This is a genomic window from Alicyclobacillus acidocaldarius subsp. acidocaldarius Tc-4-1 (assembly GCF_000219875.1).
GTDB classification, from domain to species: Bacteria; Bacillota; Bacilli; order Alicyclobacillales; family Alicyclobacillaceae; genus Alicyclobacillus; species Alicyclobacillus acidocaldarius_A.
Genome location: NC_017167.1, coordinates 3,106,372 through 3,124,048 on the forward strand (window position 1 = coordinate 3,106,372; position 17,677 = coordinate 3,124,048).

Annotated in this window: 20 protein-coding genes; 1 reads left to right on the forward strand and 19 read right to left on the reverse strand. The window is 59.9% G+C overall.

Going from position 1 to position 17,677, the window contains the following annotated elements; translation table 11 throughout:
* Positions 1-13: 13 nt before the first annotated feature.
* From rpsF to TC41_RS15230, 6 genes are all read right to left on the reverse strand, one after another.
* Positions 14-301 carry a 30S ribosomal protein S6 gene (rpsF, locus tag TC41_RS15205; protein WP_012812133.1) on the reverse strand — a complete coding sequence of 96 codons (288 nt, stop codon included), beginning with the start codon at positions 299-301 and terminating at the stop codon, positions 14-16.
* A 152-nt stretch (positions 302-453) separates the two neighbouring features.
* Positions 454-1,554: a redox-regulated ATPase YchF gene (ychF, locus tag TC41_RS15210; protein WP_041695566.1), complete on the reverse strand. Its 1,101-nt coding sequence runs from the start codon at positions 1,552-1,554 to the stop codon at positions 454-456.
* 365 nt (positions 1,555-1,919) lie between these two features.
* Positions 1,920-3,953 (reverse strand): molybdopterin-containing oxidoreductase family protein, encoded by a 2,034-nt coding sequence (locus TC41_RS15215; RefSeq protein ID WP_014465967.1) that lies wholly within the window; start codon positions 3,951-3,953, stop codon positions 1,920-1,922.
* Positions 3,925-4,149 (reverse strand): DUF951 domain-containing protein, encoded by a 225-nt coding sequence (locus TC41_RS15220; protein WP_014465968.1) that lies wholly within the window; start codon positions 4,147-4,149, stop codon positions 3,925-3,927. The genes TC41_RS15215 and TC41_RS15220 overlap by 29 nt, the downstream gene beginning before the upstream one ends.
* 18 nt (positions 4,150-4,167) lie before the next feature.
* Positions 4,168-5,016, reverse strand: a complete 849-nt coding sequence (locus TC41_RS15225; protein WP_014465969.1) for a mechanosensitive ion channel family protein — start codon at positions 5,014-5,016, stop codon at positions 4,168-4,170.
* Between the two features lie 34 nt (positions 5,017-5,050).
* Positions 5,051-5,626, reverse strand: a complete 576-nt coding sequence (locus tag TC41_RS15230; RefSeq protein WP_014465970.1) for a hypothetical protein — start codon at positions 5,624-5,626, stop codon at positions 5,051-5,053.
* A gap of 99 nt (positions 5,627-5,725) precedes the next feature.
* Between TC41_RS15230 and yyaC the strand changes: the two genes are divergently transcribed.
* On the forward strand, positions 5,726-6,340 hold the full coding sequence (yyaC, locus tag TC41_RS15235) for a spore protease YyaC (RefSeq protein ID WP_014465971.1): 615 nt from the start codon (positions 5,726-5,728) through the stop codon (positions 6,338-6,340).
* A 34-nt stretch (positions 6,341-6,374) separates the two neighbouring features.
* Here yyaC and TC41_RS15240 read toward each other — a convergent pair whose 3' ends face one another.
* The 13 genes from TC41_RS15240 to rpmH all read right to left on the reverse strand — a co-directional run bounded on the left by TC41_RS15240 (position 6,375) and on the right by rpmH (position 17,245).
* The gene (locus TC41_RS15240) at positions 6,375-6,899 is read right to left on the reverse strand and encodes a DUF4446 family protein (RefSeq protein WP_041695979.1); all 525 of its coding nucleotides are present in this window, start codon (positions 6,897-6,899) and stop codon (positions 6,375-6,377) included.
* Positions 6,900-7,008: 109 nt separating this feature from the next.
* Positions 7,009-7,746: a DUF554 domain-containing protein gene (locus TC41_RS15245; RefSeq protein ID WP_237699982.1), complete on the reverse strand. Its 738-nt coding sequence runs from the start codon at positions 7,744-7,746 to the stop codon at positions 7,009-7,011.
* A 3-nt stretch (positions 7,747-7,749) separates the two neighbouring features.
* The gene (locus tag TC41_RS15250; protein WP_041695568.1) at positions 7,750-8,598 is read right to left on the reverse strand and encodes a ParB/RepB/Spo0J family partition protein; all 849 of its coding nucleotides are present in this window, start codon (positions 8,596-8,598) and stop codon (positions 7,750-7,752) included.
* Complete coding sequence (locus TC41_RS15255) at positions 8,591-9,358, reverse strand: ParA family protein (protein WP_012812143.1); 768 nt, start codon at positions 9,356-9,358, stop codon at positions 8,591-8,593. Before TC41_RS15255 ends, TC41_RS15250 begins: the two co-directional genes overlap by 8 nt.
* Positions 9,359-9,569: 211 nt before the next feature.
* Positions 9,570-10,454 (reverse strand): nucleoid occlusion protein, encoded by an 885-nt coding sequence (gene noc, locus TC41_RS15260; protein WP_014465975.1) that lies wholly within the window; start codon positions 10,452-10,454, stop codon positions 9,570-9,572.
* Positions 10,455-10,601: 147 nt separating this feature from the next.
* On the reverse strand, positions 10,602-11,324 hold the full coding sequence (gene rsmG, locus TC41_RS15265; RefSeq protein ID WP_014465976.1) for a 16S rRNA (guanine(527)-N(7))-methyltransferase RsmG: 723 nt from the start codon (positions 11,322-11,324) through the stop codon (positions 10,602-10,604).
* Entirely contained in the window at positions 11,317-13,203 is a 1,887-nt protein-coding gene (gene mnmG, locus TC41_RS15270) for a tRNA uridine-5-carboxymethylaminomethyl(34) synthesis enzyme MnmG (protein WP_041695569.1), read from the reverse strand. The genes rsmG and mnmG overlap by 8 nt, the downstream gene beginning before the upstream one ends.
* A gap of 16 nt (positions 13,204-13,219) precedes the next feature.
* Positions 13,220-14,617: a tRNA uridine-5-carboxymethylaminomethyl(34) synthesis GTPase MnmE gene (gene mnmE / locus TC41_RS15275; protein WP_014465978.1), complete on the reverse strand. Its 1,398-nt coding sequence runs from the start codon at positions 14,615-14,617 to the stop codon at positions 13,220-13,222.
* A gap of 78 nt (positions 14,618-14,695) precedes the next feature.
* The gene (gene jag / locus TC41_RS15280) at positions 14,696-15,343 is read right to left on the reverse strand and encodes an RNA-binding cell elongation regulator Jag/EloR (protein ID WP_041695570.1); all 648 of its coding nucleotides are present in this window, start codon (positions 15,341-15,343) and stop codon (positions 14,696-14,698) included.
* Between the two features lie 69 nt (positions 15,344-15,412).
* On the reverse strand, positions 15,413-16,444 hold the full coding sequence (locus TC41_RS15285) for a YidC/Oxa1 family membrane protein insertase (protein ID WP_041695571.1): 1,032 nt from the start codon (positions 16,442-16,444) through the stop codon (positions 15,413-15,415).
* Positions 16,445-16,456: 12 nt separating this feature from the next.
* Positions 16,457-16,675: a membrane protein insertion efficiency factor YidD gene (yidD, locus tag TC41_RS15290; protein WP_014465981.1), complete on the reverse strand. Its 219-nt coding sequence runs from the start codon at positions 16,673-16,675 to the stop codon at positions 16,457-16,459.
* Positions 16,672-17,034, reverse strand: a complete 363-nt coding sequence (gene rnpA, locus TC41_RS15295) for a ribonuclease P protein component (protein WP_014465982.1) — start codon at positions 17,032-17,034, stop codon at positions 16,672-16,674. Before rnpA ends, yidD begins: the two co-directional genes overlap by 4 nt.
* Before the next feature lie 76 nt (positions 17,035-17,110).
* The gene (rpmH, locus tag TC41_RS15300; protein ID WP_012812152.1) at positions 17,111-17,245 is read right to left on the reverse strand and encodes a 50S ribosomal protein L34; all 135 of its coding nucleotides are present in this window, start codon (positions 17,243-17,245) and stop codon (positions 17,111-17,113) included.
* Between the last annotated feature and the right edge of the window lie 432 nt (positions 17,246-17,677).

Below are 17,677 nucleotides of genomic sequence, written 5' to 3' on the forward strand. Positions count from 1 at the left end.
GTCCCCTCCGCGTTCACTCACCGACGCGGACCGTCAAATAACGAATCACGTTGTCGTCGATGCGCATGAGGCGCTCGAGCTCTTTCGGCGTTTCCGTGTCGCACGTGAACTTCATGAGCACATAGTAACCCTCACGGTGGCCGTCGATCTCGTACGCCAAACGGCGCTTCCCAATCTCCTGAAGTTCGTCGATTTGACCGCCCTTGTCAGTGACAATGGACTGGTATCGCTGAATCACCTCTGCGGTCTGCTCAGCTTCCAGCGAGGGATTCACGATGTACATCGTCTCGTACTGGCGCATCCCGTGACACCTCCTTCTGGTCTAATGGCCCCCCAGTGGGAGCAAGGATGGCGCGCCACATAAAACGTGTGCACCGTCGATCCATGCTAGCACGATCCGCCCGCTCACACAAGATCCAGATCTGTGGGTCGCGCAGCGGTCGACGTTGCGACTCAGACATTGAACCGGAAGTAGCAAACGTCGCCGTCTTGAACGACGTAATCCTTCCCTTCCAACCGCATCTTCCCCTGTTCTCGGGCTGCTTGAAAGCTTCCGGCCGCAACGAGATCGTCATAAGCGACCACTTCGGCCCGGATGAAGCCGCGCTCGAAATCGGAGTGGATGACGCCGGCGGCTTGCGGCGCTTTCGTTCCTTGGCGTATGGTCCAGGCCCGGACCTCAGGTTCACCTGCCGTGAAGAACGTGATGAGCCCGAGGAGTTGGTACGCCTTGCGAATCAAACGATGAAGCCCTGGTTCTTCGAGGCCGAGATCGCGCAGGAAGGCGTCGCGGTCCTCCCCGTCGAGGTCCGCAACCTCTGACTCGAGCTGTGCGCACACCACGACCACTTCCGATCCCTCGGACTTGGCCCTCTCCTCGACCTGTTGAACGTAGGGATTCGCAGACGGATCCAGGAGGTCATCTTCCCCAACGTTCGCGACGTACAGCACCGGCTTTGCAGTCAACAGGTGAAGGTCTCGCAGGATGATTGCCTCTTCCTCGTTCAACTCGACGGATCTCGCCGGCCGCTCCGATTCGAGCGCAGCTTGAATCCGCTCAAGCGCCTCCACCTCGACTTTGAAGCGCTTGTCGCCGCTTTTCATGTTCTTCCGAGCGCGGTCCAGTCGCTTCGCCACCGTCTCCAAATCCGCCAGGATCAGTTCCACGTTGATGATGTCGATGTCTCGAAGCGGATCCACCGTGCCGGCGACGTGCGTGATATCGCTGTTTTCAAAGCATCGCACGACGTGCACGATGGCGTCTACCTCGCGGATGTGCGCGAGAAATCGATTGCCCAGACCCTCGCCCTGACTTGCGCCCTTCACGAGTCCCGCGATATCGACGAACTCAAAGGCCGTCGGAACAATCCGTTTTGGATGGACGATGTCTGCGAGCACCTGGAGCCGCGGGTCTGGAACCTCGACCACGCCCACATTGGGGTCAATCGTGCAAAAGGGATAATTCGCCGCCTCCGCACCCGCCTTCGTGATGGCGTTGAAGAGTGTTGACTTGCCGACGTTCGGGAGGCCGACGATCCCAGCCTGAAGTGACATGTTGACACCTCGCCGCCTTGTTTGCAGGATTAAGTATAGAGATTCAGCCGAAGCTCGACAAAGCTGTCGGGGAGAATTCTTGTCCATGTTGTACGCATGGGCGCATAGAATGTAGATGCAGAACGTTCCGGGACATCTGTCCGGATAAACTTTCTCCCCGTTGGAATACTCATCATCAGAGGAGGTGATAGCGATGCTGCGTCGGCTCTTGCGCCGCCTTCGCGTTCGCAAATTGTCGCCCAAGGCACTGGCCTGCGAGCCAAAGCGCGCCTCCATCCCGACTGCCCGCGCGTATCCCATGGCTTCATGATCGGGCGTGCCATGTGCCTCGTCATCCGAATCCATGACACACCCGCGCATTCATATCAGACCTGATGTGCGAGAGCTTCCTTCCCGGACGCTCTCGCGTTTTCATCGGGAGCGAAAGCGACCTTCTCCACGTCGCACAGGCAGTCATACAGCGCCGCTTGAATGCCGAAGTCGGCCAAGCCATCCGACGTGAAGTCGTTCAAGGTCACGCCCTGGCCGTGCCAGCCAATCTCCATCCGCACCACGCGCGGGTGACCCTCGGTCTGAACGCGGGCTCGCGCAATCACGCTCGCCTTCTTGTTTCGCACCCTTACCCAGTCTCCATCCTGGATTCCTCGCTCAGCGGCGACTTCCCAACCTAGTTCCGCGATGGGATACGGTCCCTTCGCCTCCGGAAGTGTGTCGCGCTGCGACATCTGCCACTTCCGCGGGTGCACAGTCAGCAGCGTGTACGGCAAGTCGGCGTCCTGCGGAAACCTCCCCACATCGATGCGCGCGACGGCCGAATGGCCATCTTTCACCGCCAGGGACGAGGCAAACTCAAACTTGCCGCTCGGCGTGAGGAATCGCCCGTCCTGCCAAGGTACACTCGGAACTCCGAGCCGGACAAAACCGCGCTCACGGAGTTCCTGCAGCTTGCCCTCCGGCCAACGCCTGAGCGCTTGGCGAATCCACGTATCCACGTCACCCTCCATGATCTCTGGTCGCTCGAGAGCGACGGCGAGATCGCGAAAGATTTGCCATTCGGGCCTGGCCTCTCCGCGAGGCGGTACCACCGGCCGAGCGTAGCTGACACAGTCGTGCCACATGGTGGTGTACACGACGTCCTCTTCCTCGAGCACGTTGGTGCACGGCAGTACGTAATCCGCGCATTCCGCCGTGGCCGTCATGAACGTGTCGATCACGACTTTGCAGCGAACCCGGCCCAAGGCCCCACGCAGACGGCCACTGTCCGGGACCTGCGCAACTGGGTTGCTGCGCGTGACAAACATGACCTGGATGGGCGGATCGGCCGCAAGCAAATCCGCGGCCAGCGTGGGGCGCAGCATCTCGCGGACATTCGCCCCGCGGCGATTCGTGATGGCTTCCTCGTCATAAAACCGGCCCAGTTGCCGCTGCGCGTAGTTCACACCGCCCCCCGGAACGCCGACCTGGCCCGTGGCTGCGGCGAGCGCGTCAATGGCGCGTATGGTCTGTCCCCCCTGCGCGTATCGCTGCATGCCAATGCCGAGCAGCGTGCAGACGGGCCTCGTCTTCCCGTACAGCTCCGCCAGAAAACGAATCTCCTCGATAGGCACATCCGTCCATCGCGCCACTTCGTCGAGATCGTACCGGTCCAAATCCGAAGCCAGGTCCTCCCATCCAACGGCGCGATCGCGCAAGAACGCGTGATCAAGCCAGCCCTCGTCGCGGCAGATGCGAAGCGCCGCTAAGGCCAACAGGCCATCCGTGCCCGGGCGAGGATAGAGGACTTTGTCGGCGCGCCGCGCCAAATCCTGCGGCAGCGCGCTGATGACCACGAGCTTGGCGCCTCGCGCCTGTGCCTCGCGAATGAACGGGATCATGTGCACGTTGGTATTCGCCACGTTGCGGCCCCACACCACGATGGCCTGCGCATGTTGGGCCATGTCTTCGGGCGCATGGCTATTGGCCTGCCCGAAATCGTACGTCTGAGCCCGGATGCCCGCGTCCCAACACAGGCTGCCGATGGCTTCCGAGCAGCCTCCGAGCCCGTAGAAGAAGCGCTGGTTCAAGGACTTGAGCAGCCCGCCAGATCCCCAGTCGTAGTAATGCAAAATCCCGTGATGCCCCACCTCTTCGAGCGTCCGCCGAACCTCTTGGGCAATCTCGCGCATCGCCTGCTCCCACGAGATGCGGACCCATTCATCTCCTTCGCGCTTCAAGGGATAGAGCACGCGATCGCGGCTGTTCCGCCGAACCGCGAGTTGCCGCCCGCGGTTGCAGATGGTGCCGCGCGTAATGGGATGCTCGGGGTTCCCGCTCAAGCGAATCTCCCCGTCTTCCCCGACCTCGGCCACGAACGCACAGGCATCGTAACAGTCAATCGGACACGCCGTCTTGACCTTCATCGACCGTTCCTCTCCTCTCCAAAACCGCACGAATCAGCCGTTCAAAGCGCGATCGCGGAATCAGGACACTGTGGCCGCAGCGCTGGCACTTGATGCGGATATCCATCCCCATGCGGATGATTTCCCAGCGGTTTTCGCCACACGCGTGCGGTTTTTTCATCCGGACGATGTCGCCAAGCCCAAACGAGACCTGCACGCGATCGCCTCCCCATCGTTACTCTGCAGCAAGCTCGCCGCCCGTTGTTCCTTGCGCTTCCTCGTTCTCGTGGAGCGCACGGTCCAATTCTTCCTTGATGCGCTCGTGCGCCTCGCGCTCAATCTCGCCGTTTTTGGTGGGAGCGCACACCGCAGTGGCCCGGATGACGAGATTCGTGTTGGAGACATCCTGCACGCCGAGGACTTCAACCGGTCCCGTCACGACGTCGGGGCGTTCCTCTTGGAGCCCGAGAAGCACGCGTTGCATGATGGATTTCACGAGATCCACGTCCACATCGTAGGGAACGGTGACGTCGATCACGGCCGTCGAATGCGTACGCGAGTAGTTGGTCACGCTGGTGATTTGACCGTTGGGAATGACCTGAACCTCGCCGGTCCACGCCTGGATCCTGGTGAGACGGATGCCGATGGAAATCACCGTGCCCTTGAACCCGTTGATCTGCACGATGTCTCCGACACCATACTGGTCTTCGAACAGGATAAAAAGACCCGAAATCAGATCTTTCACCAAGCTCTGCGCTCCAAATCCGACGGCTACGCCGACAATGCCCGCGCTCGCAAGGATGGCGGACACGTTGACGTGGAAGAGCGACAGAATTTCGACCACCAACACAAAGTATACCGTGTACCGGATGACGTTCGTGAACAGCGATTCAAGCGTCTTTCGCCGGCGCTCGTCCATCCTGGCGTGAAGAGACAACATGCGCCGCGTGATGCGAACACCGACGCGTATCAGGAATTGCGCCAGGGCGAAGAAGATGGCGATCCGGATGGCGTCCCAAATCACTACCTCGAGACTCGGGATGTCGGAAAGCGCCTTTTGTCGAAGGTCAGCCCAAAGTGTCACCGCTCACCCTCCCAGCCCGTCTCATGATGTCCCATCATATCATAGTTCGAAACACGGGTAGGACCTGAACACCGCGAAGCATGAGGTCAAGAAGAGGATCCGATTCGAGCGGCTGAGGACGGCCAAAGAGGTTGAGAAAGATGGCGAGCGCGGGCGCAGCTTGGAGCATGGCCCACATCCCTGCCGACACGCCGAACGCGCCACTCATCAGCCGAGAGAACCAACCCATCTTCGGCGGTTGCTCTTCGTCGAGCATCACTTGCAGGAATCGATGGACACCCACAAACGCGCACCACACCGCTGTTCCGAGGAAGAGAGCCGTGATCCAGTCCAGCGCGTGGAGGGCCATCCATTCAGGCTGCGCAGCCGGGATCGCGCGGTGAAGCGAGCCCGGCCCGAACACAGGGACCTCTGCCCTCACGTGTTGCGTCATCCACGCCAGAACCGGTTCGGTGATGGAGAGATGGAGTACGACCCAGGGCGCCACCTGTGTGGCGACATACGTGCTGGCGTAGAAACCTGCCGTGTACAGCAGGGCGACTTCCGCCGGTTGCACCCCGATCCAAAAGGCGATCCACGAAGCCCCCGCCAATAGGACGAGATCGACCATACGCTCCCCCCGCGCTTCTACTTCGCGACCTGTCAGGACAGGTATAGTCGATGATACGCAAACGTATACTGGGAATATTCCGTGTGAGGGGGAAATCGGGTGAATCGCCTGTCCACAGACGCTTCTTTGCAGAGCGCTCAGCACTTCGGCGGGCGCGTTTCGATGGAAAGCCCGGATGCGGTGTCCACCCTTGAGCACCAACTCGATGCGGCGTTCGCACAATACGGTAGACTGCCCATGGTCATCGTTTGTGTGGGGACGGATCGTTCAACAGGAGACGCATTCGGCCCCATCGTCGGATCCCGGTTGACGCGCAGCGTCAAGCTGGCGGGTGTGCATGTCCTGGGCACGCTGGATGAGCCCGTTCACGCCGTCAACCTGCAGGCGACGCTGCAGAGAATCGACGACTGGTATCCGGTCAAGCCGTTCGTGATCGCCGTTGACGCATGTCTGGGAAAGTTTGATCACGTCGGTCAGATTGCCGTCGATGTTGGGCCGTTGCGCCCTGGTGCTGGCGTCAAGAAGGTTCTTCCGGAGTTTGGCGATTTGTGCATCACGGGCGTCGTGAACGTCTCGGGCTTTATGGAGTACTTTGTGCTGCAGAATACGCGACTCGCCATCGTGATGCGAATGGCCGATATCGTAGCGGAAGCCCTGACTGCGAGCCTGATACGCTGGTACGAGCGACATCCCGCCATGAAATTGGGGATGTGATGGAATCGTCCGTCCTCACATCCCCTAGGGCCTTTCAGGAAATCTGAGCTGTGGTTCGCTGTCGAGGCGCCCCGTGAAGGGCTTCCTCGATCACCGCTCGCTCCTCCTCCGTCAGCATATACGGGGAATCCCCGCCCTGCACCGGCTTGCCATACGTGACGGAGTCCTCTCTTCCATAAATCGAGGTAATCACAACGCCGTCGCCCTTTCCGTCGATGAGCGCGACCGAGTAGCTCAGGTCGCTACCCACCTCAGCGAAGGCGTTGTAGCGCAGGATGGCGGGCGTCGAGACTTTGGACTGAAGCGCTTCTTCTATCTCACGGAGATGCTCTTCAGCTTCGCGCAGTTTCATTTCGAGTTTGCGAACTGCGTCTTTGGTTTCTTCGAACACCCGCTCGAGATCCGCTGCGCTCGTGACCTCTTTCAACCGGTTGAACTTCCGCTTCAAGCGCGCGGAGCGCGACAAAGCGACAGACGCGATGACGAGACAGATGATCGCCACAATGCCGCTGAACAGCGCGATGTCCAGCGCATAAGGCTGAAGAATAGAAAGCCCCATGGCCATTCGCCCCTTCTGAAACGACTGTCTGACACGATCCGCACGCAGTGATGGTCGGTAGTATGGCGAGTTCGCGAATCCGCATCACATGCCAATGGCTGGACGACGTTCACATGTGCGAAATGGCGTGAATCACCACCTTGACCATGGGCGCAATGACGATAGCGGGTAATAGATTGGGAACTGAGATTCTGCGCAGTCCCGCGAGTTGGATCCCAATGGCGACAATCAGAAGACCCCCTGCCGCCGTAATCGGTTCAATGACCAACGGCGTGTCCAAGAAACTTCCGAACCAATGGGAGATGAGTGCAATCAGACCTTGGTACACCAGAACCGGTATTGCAGCAAGTCCGACGCCTGGTCCCAACGTTGAGGTCAGCACCACTGCGGAGAATCCATCAAGCACGGACTTTGCGAAGAGCGTCTTATGATCGCCCTGCAACCCGTCTTGCACTGCGCCCACGATGGACATGGATCCGACACAGAACAGGAGTGTTGCAGAAATAAAACCCTGCGCGATGGGACCTCGATACAGCCGGCGGAAACGGTCTTCCAACTGATGAGCCACGCGATCCAACCGCATCTCGATTTGAAGAAGTTCGCCTGTCACCGCGCCCATCACCACGGAAAAGATGATGAGAACGATGTCATTCATATCGCTGAGCGCCATGCTGAGTCCAATGGCGATGACGCACAGCGCCACGCCGATCGTTACGGTTTCGCGCATCCGATCGGGAATACGGGGCAGCATGTATCCAATCGCTGTTCCCACTACAATCGCGATGACGTCGACAATCGTACCAATTAGAAACATGGAGTCACCTCGCGGCACAACATGGTGAGCCATTCCTCATGGAGCGTGCGCCAACATGAGGTCCATGATGCGCCGCAGATCATCCTCCGAATAATAGTCGATCTCGATCTTCCCCCGCTTTTTGCCCGGCTGAATGCGCACCGAGGTGCCCAAATAGGCTTGAACCTGTTCTTGATAGCGCCGGTATTCGGTCGGAAGCGAGGGTTTGTCGGTTTCACGTGAAACCTTTTTCGGCTGGTAGATGACCATCTCCAACTTTCGCACGCTCCATGCTTCCTTCACCGTCTGCTCCGCCAGCCGAAGCTGATCCTCTTCATTTTCCACTGAGAGCAGTGCACGCGCGTGGCCCATCGTCAATGTTCCACGTGAAACCATGTCCTGAATTTGAGCCGGAAGCTGGAGCAATCTCAACATGTTCGTGATGTGACTTCGACTCTGTCCCACCCGCTTGGCGAGCTCATCCTGCGTCAAGTGGCATTTCTCGATCAGCTTGGCGTACGCATCCGCGATCTCGATGGGATTGAGATCTTCGCGTTGCAAATTCTCAATCAGGGCAATTTCCATCAGCAGGACATCGCTCAGGTCCCGAACCACCGCCGGCACGACCTGCAGCCCCGCCATTTTGGCAGCCCGGTATCGCCGCTCGCCAGCGACGATATCGAATCCTTTCACCTGGCTCCGCCGGACAATCAGGGGTTGAAGAATCCCATGTTCTCGAATCGAGTCACACAACTCCTGCAATTTCTCTTCATTAAACGTTCGCCGCGGCTGATACGGATTCGGCCGAAGATCCCGAATATCAATCTGCACAATCTGATCTTCGTCCGAGACGTTGAGCTGCGGGATCAAGGCGTCCAAACCACGGCCCAGACCACGTTTAGCCACGCGCGATCACTTCCTTCGCGAGCTCCATATACGACTCGGCGCCGCGCGATTTCGGATCATAGTGAATGATGGGCCTACCGTGACTCGGGGCCTCACTCAAGCGAACATTGCGCGGAATAATGGTCTTGTACACCTTGTCTCGAAAGAATTTTTTCACGTCCTCGATGACCTGCAAACCCAGGTTGGTGCGCGCGTCCAACATGGTCAGCACCACTCCCTCCACCTCGAGCGACGTGTTTAGGTGCTTTTGTACGAGCCGCACCGTGTTCAGCAACTGACTAAGGCCTTCCAACGCGTAATACTCGCACTGGATGGGAATCATGACCGAGTCAGCCGCCGTCAACGCGTTCACGGTCAACAGGCCCAGCGAAGGCGGGCAATCGATGACGATGTAGTCATATCGACTCCGCATGCCCTGAATGGCTCTCCGCAGCCTGACTTCTCGCGAGATGGTCGGAACCAACTCGATCTCGGCACCCGCCAATTGAATCGTGGCTGGAAGCACGTCCAAATTGTCGAGGCCTGACGGCATAATGGCATCCGCGATATTCACGTCGTTGATAATCACGTCGTAGACACAGTACTTCACGTCGGCCTTGTTGATCCCGACCCCTGACGTGGTATTTCCCTGCGGATCGATATCGATCAGCAGGACGCGTTTGCCCAACGTCGCCAGACAAGCCCCGAGATTCACCGCGGTTGTCGTCTTCCCCACGCCACCTTTTTGATTGGCGATGGCGATCACGCGGGCGCTGGACACGACAAGTCCTCCTTCAAACTCGAACGAAATTCCCTAGATACTGTAGATCATGTCTCAACTCCTCTCATTCTACTGCAAAACCTCGGGGATTTCCGCTTCAACGTTGTGCGGATCCCTTCATCGCGGGAAAAAACGCGGAAGCGGCCCCTTGGCCGCTTCCTCTCTCTGCGGATCGCCTTCCACCTTACGCAGCCCTCTTTCATCTGTGCGTTCACGAAGATCTTGCTTCTCGGTGCTCTTCCATGGCCCCCTTGTCTCCCGAGGACTTTTTGGGCACGCGAATCGTGAACTGATAGTACTCTTCGTCGTCCACCTCTTCACAAACCACCTGCAGACCCGTCTGCTCAATCATCTGCAAGGACTGACGGATGGTGTTCACGGCCAGGCGCACATCCTTGGACAAGCCCCGCTTCCTTGGCTTTCTCCGGCGTTCGACCGCCGAGCCTAGGGACTCGAGCTTCGCCTTGACCCTCTCTTCCATCTGCTTGACATTCCAGCCCTTTTCGATGCACTCGTTCAAGAGTTCAATCTGGAGTTCCTCCGAGGGCAGGGCCAAAAGCGCACGAGCGTGGCGCTCTGTGATCTGTCGCGTGAGCAACGCGTCTTGCACAGCCTGCGGCAGATGGAGCAACCTCAACTTGTTCGCGATGGTGGATTGACCCTTGCCTAGCCGTTGGGCCAAACTTTCCTGCGTCAGCCCGTGTAACTCCATCAGCTGCTGATACGCAACGGCCTCCTCAATCGGCGTCAGTCCCTCTCGCTGGAGATTTTCAATCAGCGCTGCCGACGCTGTCTGCGCATCGTTCAGATCCCGCACGATGGCTGGGATGGTCGTCCATCCCAGATGGCGCACTGCACGCAGCCGCCGTTCACCAGCGATGAGTTCGTACACATCGCCTTTCTTGCGCACCACCACGGGCTGAATGACGCCGTGGGTGTGAATCGTCTTCGCCAGTTCTTCAATCGATTCCTGATGAAAAATCGCTCGGGGCTGATATGGATTCGGGACAATGCGTTCCACCGGAATATCCACGACCTGCGTCTGCGCGTGTCCAGCGTCGCGGAAGCTGATGAATCGTCCCCACGTTTCCCTCATCTTAGACCCCTCTATTCATGAACACACGAGGATCGACACTCAATGTCGAATTCACCAAGGCGTGCCCGTATTCCTGCTCTTCGACAAAACTTCTCATGAATTTACAAAGATCGTATCTTCCGAACTGGATTCGACACGTTCAGGTCCCTACAACGGTTGCCGGGAAGGTGTTCCGGGCTTTCTTGGGTACCGCATCGGGCACGGCTCCGCTTGCCGAAAGACGGCAATGACGCGATCGCCCTGGTCGTCCAGCAGCCGATACGCAATCACGCCGTCTGGGCTTGCGCCGAGCACACGCGCTGCGCGCGCAGCGTCTTCCTCCTCGTCCCCATGGTACGACGGACCCTTGTACAAAAACGCTCGGCCACCGAGCTTGAGCATCGGCGCCGCATACTCCAGCAACACATTCGATTTCGCCACGGCCCTCGCCACCGCAGCGTCAAAGGAGCCGCGCATCCCGGGCTGCCGCCCCAGCTCCTCCATGCGCGCGTGCAAGGCCCTCACATTCGAAAGGCCGAGATCGCCGATGACACGCTCCACAAATTGCACGCGCTTTCGAGAAGCGTCGCACAGCACAAACGACACATTCCGCCACGTTATTGCCAGGGGAATACCCGGAATCCCCGCGCCGCTGCCGATGTCGATGACGCGGCCGCCTCGCCCGGTGATCTCGCGCCACGCAGGCACCTGCGCGATGGCCGCGCTGTCGAGAAAGTGCTTGATCCACATCTCGCGCGCTTCGACAATGGCCGTGAGATTCAGCCGCTCGTTCCACTCCGCCAACAACTCGCCGTACCGCCGCAATTGACCCTCCATCTCGTCGGTCACGGGAGCCCCCCAGGCGCCCATTTGCTCGATCACGTCACGCATGGGCCGCGCGCCTCTCCTGCGCATCGAGGTACACGAGCAGAATGGAAATGTCCGCGGGGGTCACGCCCGGAATTCGCGCGGCCTGTCCGACCGTGCGCGGACGGATGCGCGACAGTTTCTCTCTCGCTTCCATCGCAAGCCCAGTCATTTGCATATAGTCGAGGTCCTCCGGCAGTTTTCGCCCTTCGAGTCGCTTCTGGCGCTCGATGAGTTCGTTCTGCTTCCGAATGTAGCCGGCGTACTTGATCTCGATCTCGACCTGTTCCCGCACCTCGGGGTCGATTTCGACGCCGCCCGTCGGGTCGATGGCGCGAATCTGATCGTAAGACAACTCGGGCCGCTTCAGCAGTTGCGCGAGGCTCATGCCGGAATCGATGGGCTGCGATCCCCACTCGGCGAGCCGCTCGTTCACCTCCTGCGGCTTCACCTTCACCCGCGACAGGCGCGCCAATTCCGCCTGAATGCCCTCCTTTTTCCGCATCACCCGGCTGTACGCCCGCTCCGACACCAGGCCGATGCGATACCCGAGCTCGGTCAACCGCAGATCGGCGTTATCGTGGCGAAGCAGTAGCCTGTGCTCCGCACGAGAGGTGAGCAGCCGATACGGCTCGTTGGTTCCCTTCGTCACGAGATCGTCGATCATCACGCCGATGTACGCGTCCGATCGCGACAAGACCACGGGTTCTTCGCCCTTGACCTTTCTCGCGGCGTTGATGCCGGCCATGATGCCCTGGCCCGCCGCCTCCTCGTATCCGGACGTTCCGTTCAACTGACCGGCGGTAAACAGCCCCTCCACGAGCTTCGTCTCGAGCGTAGGCCACAACTGCGTGGGAACGACCGCGTCGTACTCGATGGCGTACCCGGGGCGCAGCATCTCCGCGCGCTCAAGGCCGGGGATGGAATGGAGAATCTTCAGCTGGACGTCCTCCGGGAGACTCGTCGACAGCCCCTGCACATACCATTCGCACGTGTGCGGGCCCTCCGGCTCGAGGAAGATCTGATGGGTGTCGCGATCGCGAAAGCGCACAACCTTGTCCTCGATAGACGGGCAGTAGCGCGGTCCCGTCCCCTTGATTTCGCCGCTGTAGAGCGGCGACCGGTGCAGATTCTCGAGGATGATGCGATGGGTCTCCTCCGTAGTGCCAGTCAGCCAGCACGGCACCTGATCGCGCACCGGTGTGTCGGGATCGAAAGAAAAGTGGCGCGGAACGGGATCGCCGGGCTGAGCGATGAGTTTGCTGAAATCAATCGAGTTTTTGTTGATGCGAGGCGGTGTGCCGGTCTTGAACCGCACCAACCGGAAGCCGAGATCGACGAGACAATCCGACAGGCGGATGGCCGGCATCTGGCCGTTCGGCCCGCTTTCGTACGACACCTCGCCGATGTAAATGCGACCGCGCAGATACGTACCGGTGGTGAGCACCACAGCCTGCGCGTGAAACTCCTGGCCGCTCTTCGTGACCACGCCGTAAATGCGACCGTTCCGCACGAGCAACTCCTCCACCAGGCCCTGCTTCAGGTGAAGGTTTTCGGTTCGTTCAAGCGTCCACTTCATATTCAGCGCGTAGTACGCCTTGTCCGCCTGGGCCCGAAGCGCCTGCACCGCCGGCCCCTTTCCGGTGTTCAGCATCCGCATCTGAATGTACGTGGCGTCCGTGTTCTTCCCCATCTGCCCGCCGAGCGCATCCACTTCGCGCACGACGATGCCCTTCGCAGGTCCGCCAATCGACGGATTGCAGGGCATGTACGCAATCGTATCCAGGTTGATGGTCAAAAGCAGCGTCTTGCATCCCATGCGCGCTGCCGCGAGCGCCGCCTCACATCCAGCGTGGCCGCCCCCGATGACGATCACGTCATACGATCCGGCGAAAAACCGCATCTCCATGCACCTCCCATCATTTGCCCAGGCAAAAGCGGGAAAAGATTTCGTTCAACAGATCCTCCCCGGCCTCTTCCCCGATGGTTTCTCCAAGTTTCTCATACGCCGACTGAAGCGCCACGGCCACGAGATCTAACGTCGCCCCCGCCTGCGCCGCGTCCCGCGCCGTCCGCAGGTCCTCCTTGGCCTCTTCCAAGAGCCGCTTTTGGCGGTGGTTCGCCATGTAGCTCGCGTCGAGATCGAGGGCCAAATCCCGCCGAATCCAGTTGACGATGGCGTCCCGCAGTTCATCCAGGCCGATGCCCTCACGAGCCGACACACGCACGGCCCCTTCCGGCGCCAGTTCGTCCGCAAACCGCACCGCGTCCGGATGCAGGCCGCGGTCCACCTTGTTCAGGATCACCATTCTGCGCGATCCGTCCGACTCGCGCGCAATGGCCTCATCCTCGGGCGAAGGCGGCTCACTTCCGTCCAACACCAGAAGCACCATCTCCGCCTCCTGCATCGACTGGCGCGATCTCGCCACGCCGATTCGCTCCACCACGTCTTCCGTCTCGCGAATGCCGGCCGTGTCGATGAGCCTAAGCGGTATGCCTCGCAGGTTGATATACTCCTCCAGCACGTCACGCGTCGTCCCCGGCAGATCTGTCACAATGGCGCGATCCCGCTCCACCAGCGCGTTCAACAGCGACGACTTGCCCACGTTCGGGCGGCCGACGATGGCCGTCGCCACGCCGTCCCGCAGCACTCGCCCAAGCTCCGCCGACCGGATGAGCCCGTCGATTTCGCCCATCAGACCTTCGCACACGCGCACGACGTGATCGCAGGCCACGTCCTCCACGTCGTGCTCCGGGTAGTCGATGGTCACCTCGACGTGCGCCTCGAGCTCCAACAGCCTCCGCCTGAGCGCGCGAATCGCCTCGCCAAACCGCCCGCGCACCTGCCGCTCCGCCAGCTTGCCGGCAAACGCCGTTTTGGCGCGGATCAGATCGATCACGGCCTCCGCCTGCGACAGATCCATCCGCCCGTTCAGAAATGCGCGCTTCGTGAACTCTCCCGGTTCGGCCATCCGTGCACCAGCATCCAGGCAAGCGGCGAGCACGGCCTCAACCGCATACGCACCCCCGTGCACCTGCAATTCCAACACATCTTCTCCCGTGTAGCTGTGCGGGCCCGGCATCCACAGCACGATGGCCTCGTCAATCACCTCGCCGGACCTAGGATCAATCACCTGCCCATACTTCATCCCGCGCTCACGCAGCTTGACCGGAAGGCCGCGCTTCGTCCGCACGAGCCGCTCGCCGACCTCGCGCGCGCCGCGCCCGCTCACGCGGACAATCGCCACGCTTGCCTCCCCAACCGCTGTCGCGATGGCCGCGATGGTCTCTTCCTGATGCACAGCCTGAACTGCCATCTTCCACCCTCCTTCCTACACAAAAACCCCACTGCTTCGAGCGGGGTCATTGTTTCTCGTGTTCTCCTCCACGCCTCATCAGGCCCAATCGTGCCGCTTCGGAATGATCTTCACCCGGCGATAAGGCTCCTGGCCTTCGCTCAGGGTCAGGACGTCGCCTCTCGACTGCAAATGGGCGTGCACCCACTTGCGATCTTTGCGAGGCATCGGATCGAGTGTCACCGGCCTGCCCAGGCGCACGGCTTTGTCCGCTGCCTCCTCCGCCAGTCGCCTCAGCGACTCCAACCGACGATCCCGATAGCCCGCCGCGTCCAGCGTGAATCTCATCTTCTCCGAAGCATCCCGATTCGCCACGATGTTCACCAGATACTGCAGCGCATCGAGCGTCGCGCCGCGCCGGCCGATGAGGATGGGAAGCACCTCATCGTCCGCCGAGATGGAGAGTTTCACATGGCCTTCTTCGTCGACATCGTCCGCGACAATGACGGCCTGCCCCAGACCCATCTTCGAGATGGTGGTCCGCAGAAATTCCTTCGCAGCATCGAGAGGCGTCTCGATGACACTCACCTCGACTTCTGCCTCCCGGCCGCCCAACCATCCGAGAAACCCACGAGCGGGTTCACGAATGACGCGCACCTGCGCCTGCGATCTCGGCACGCCGAGCCTCACCAGTGCCGACATCACCGCTTCTTCAATGGTCTTGCCCGTCGCCACTACTTTTCGCATCTCGCCTAAGCCTCCGACCCTTCGCACTGTGGGCCTTATGAAACCGCGGCTCGCGCCTCTCGTGTCCCGCTATGGCTCCTGTGGGCCATCGAGTTCGGGCGACGGACCTTCACGACTGGCCTCCGCGCCATCGCTGGACCCATCCGCCCGCGATCCGTCCGTGGTCTTTTTCGCCCCGCTAGACTTTTTGCTGGATTTCTGGCCGGGCGCACGCGATTCCTGCTTCCTGGACGACACCTTGTTGGCCGCCGCCTTGGACGAGTTGCTCGCCTTCGTTCCGCTCGCCGATACCTGCTTCGCAGGAACGTCAGCCGTTGTACGCCTAGCCGACTTCCCACCGCCCGCAAGCGCCATCTCACGCTGTTCGCGCATGTTGGGCAGGGTGATGAACAGGTACACCTGAAGAGCGACGAGGAGGTTAGTGTAGATCCAGTACAGGACCAGTCCTCCAGGCAATCGGAAGGCGAAGAAGAAAATCATCACAGGATACACGAACAGCATCGACTTCTGCTGAACAGGCTGACTTCGCATGGACAGCCACGAAGATAAGAGCGTCGAAAGCGCCGCGAGCACAGGCAGGACATAATGCGTGTCCCAATGCCCCAGCGGGAAGATCCCGAGGAAGGTGCTGTGGCGCATGCCGACGTTGCCGACGATGGCGCCGTAAAACGCCCACAAAAACGGGAGCTGAATCAGCATGGGGAAGCAGCCGGCGAGCGGGTTCATGCCCGCCTCCTGATAAAGCTTCATCAGCTCTTCCTGCATCTTCTGGTTGTCGAACTTGTACTTGGTCCGGATCTTCTGGATCTCCGGCTGCAGCTTGACCATCGCGCGTTGAAAGTGAATTTGGCGAAGGAAGAGCGGCAGCACGACCAAGCGGACCAGAATCGCCATGAACAGAATCGAGATCCCGTAATCGTTGCCGAAAAGATGGGCGAAATAATCCATCAAATCGGAGATGCCGTGAAGGATCGAGCCCCATACGTTGTTCGGCCATTCGCCCGGCTTCGTGGGATACAAACCGCATCCTGTCAGCGCCACCGCGGCCGCCAGACTGAGGGCGATGGTCCATCTCCTGCTAGCTTTCTGCTTTCCGTTCAAGCGCGCATCCCCCTACCTGACCTCCGGCACCTCATCCACACCGCCCGGATGCCATGGTCCACACTTGACCAACCGCCGGACGGCGAGCCAACCTCCATAGACCACGCCAAACCGCGCGATGGCCTGGACGGCGTACTCAGAACACGTCGGCGTGAACCGGCACGTGGGCAGCTTGGCTGGCGAGATGTATCGCTGGTAAAATCGAATCAAACCAATCACAAGCCGCTTCACGGACGCTCATCTCCCGCTTCCTGCGGCAACAATTTCGCCTTCTTGAGAAGTCGCTCGACCTCTCGCTCGAGATCGTGAAAATCGGCGTCTGCTGCGTTTGCTCGGCAGACCACAACGATGTCGAGAGGCTGGTCGCCAAGCTCGTCCAACCAACGCTGAAAAATCGCCCGAAGGAGGCGCTTTAAGCGGTTGCGGACGACTGCCTTTCCGACCTTCCTGCTTATGGAAAACCCGACACGAACCCGAGCTACCCGATTGTCGCAATAATACAACACGAGCCTTCCGCTCGCAAACGACTTGCCTTTCCGAAACACGCGCCGGAAATCCCGGCTGTCTTTGAGCCGATGCTGACTCTGCAACGTCCGCCCTCCAGTTCCTCGATGACCCCTGTATCAACCCACCCCTTCACAAAAAAGGCCACTTCCGTGGCCCTTCTCACGCGGACAGCACCTTACGGCCCTTCGCGCGACGGCGCGCCAACACGCGGCGACCGCCCTTCGTCGCCATGCGCTTCCGGAAACCGTGGTTCTTCTTCCGCTTGCGAACGTTCGGTTGATAGGTCGGTTTCATCGAGACACCTCCCCCGTGCGGACACACGTAGCTACGATACAGAAAGATCCTGACCATGTCAATGTCCGAATTCTCCACTGTCCACATGTGGACAATTTGGCCGCGCACGCCCTTTCTCTCGACGTCTTCCTCCCGCTTATCCACATCCTATCCACACGTCAACAGCCTGTGGACGGTTCAGCATGTACATCGGTGGATCCTGTGGAAAGACGTTTTTTCGACATTGCTCGACGCGCAGGATCCTGCTATGATCTGCGCTATCCGTTATCCACAATCGAGCCTGTGGAACCCTTTCATCCACAACCTTATCCACAACCTGTGGACAACGTTTCCCACAGCTTCTGCACATGTGGATTTTCACTTTACACAAGTCCACAGGTGACACCGATGAAAACCCGGACTTCCTATTGTTCGTCATACTCCCGCGTGCTG

Coding starts and splice junctions, on each gene's coding strand:
- TC41_RS15240 (WP_041695979.1), bottom strand. CDS start 6,899: ATGGGGCTTTCTATTCTTCAGCCTTATGCGCTGGACATCGCGCTGTTC.
- rsmG (WP_014465976.1), bottom strand. CDS start 11,324: ATGCGTGACGTGATCGAGCAAATGGGCGCCTGGGGGGCTCCCGTGACC.
- mnmE (WP_014465978.1), bottom strand. CDS start 14,617: ATGGCAGTTCAGGCTGTGCATCAGGAAGAGACCATCGCGGCCATCGCG.
- jag (WP_041695570.1), bottom strand. CDS start 15,343: ATGCGAAAAGTAGTGGCGACGGGCAAGACCATTGAAGAAGCGGTGATG.
- TC41_RS15215 (WP_014465967.1), bottom strand. CDS start 3,953: ATGAAGGTCAAGACGGCGTGTCCGATTGACTGTTACGATGCCTGTGCG.
- TC41_RS15230 (WP_014465970.1), bottom strand. CDS start 5,626: ATGGTCGATCTCGTCCTATTGGCGGGGGCTTCGTGGATCGCCTTTTGG.
- ychF (WP_041695566.1), bottom strand. CDS start 1,554: ATGTCACTTCAGGCTGGGATCGTCGGCCTCCCGAACGTCGGCAAGTCA.
- TC41_RS15245 (WP_237699982.1), bottom strand. CDS start 7,746: ATGGCTCACCATGTTGTGCCGCGAGGTGACTCCATGTTTCTAATTGGT.
- rpsF (WP_012812133.1), bottom strand. CDS start 301: ATGCGCCAGTACGAGACGATGTACATCGTGAATCCCTCGCTGGAAGCT.
- rpmH (WP_012812152.1), bottom strand. CDS start 17,245: ATGAAACCGACCTATCAACCGAACGTTCGCAAGCGGAAGAAGAACCAC.
- mnmG (WP_041695569.1), bottom strand. CDS start 13,203: ATGCGGTTTTTCGCCGGATCGTATGACGTGATCGTCATCGGGGGCGGC.
- noc (WP_014465975.1), bottom strand. CDS start 10,454: ATGAGGGAAACGTGGGGACGATTCATCAGCTTCCGCGACGCTGGACAC.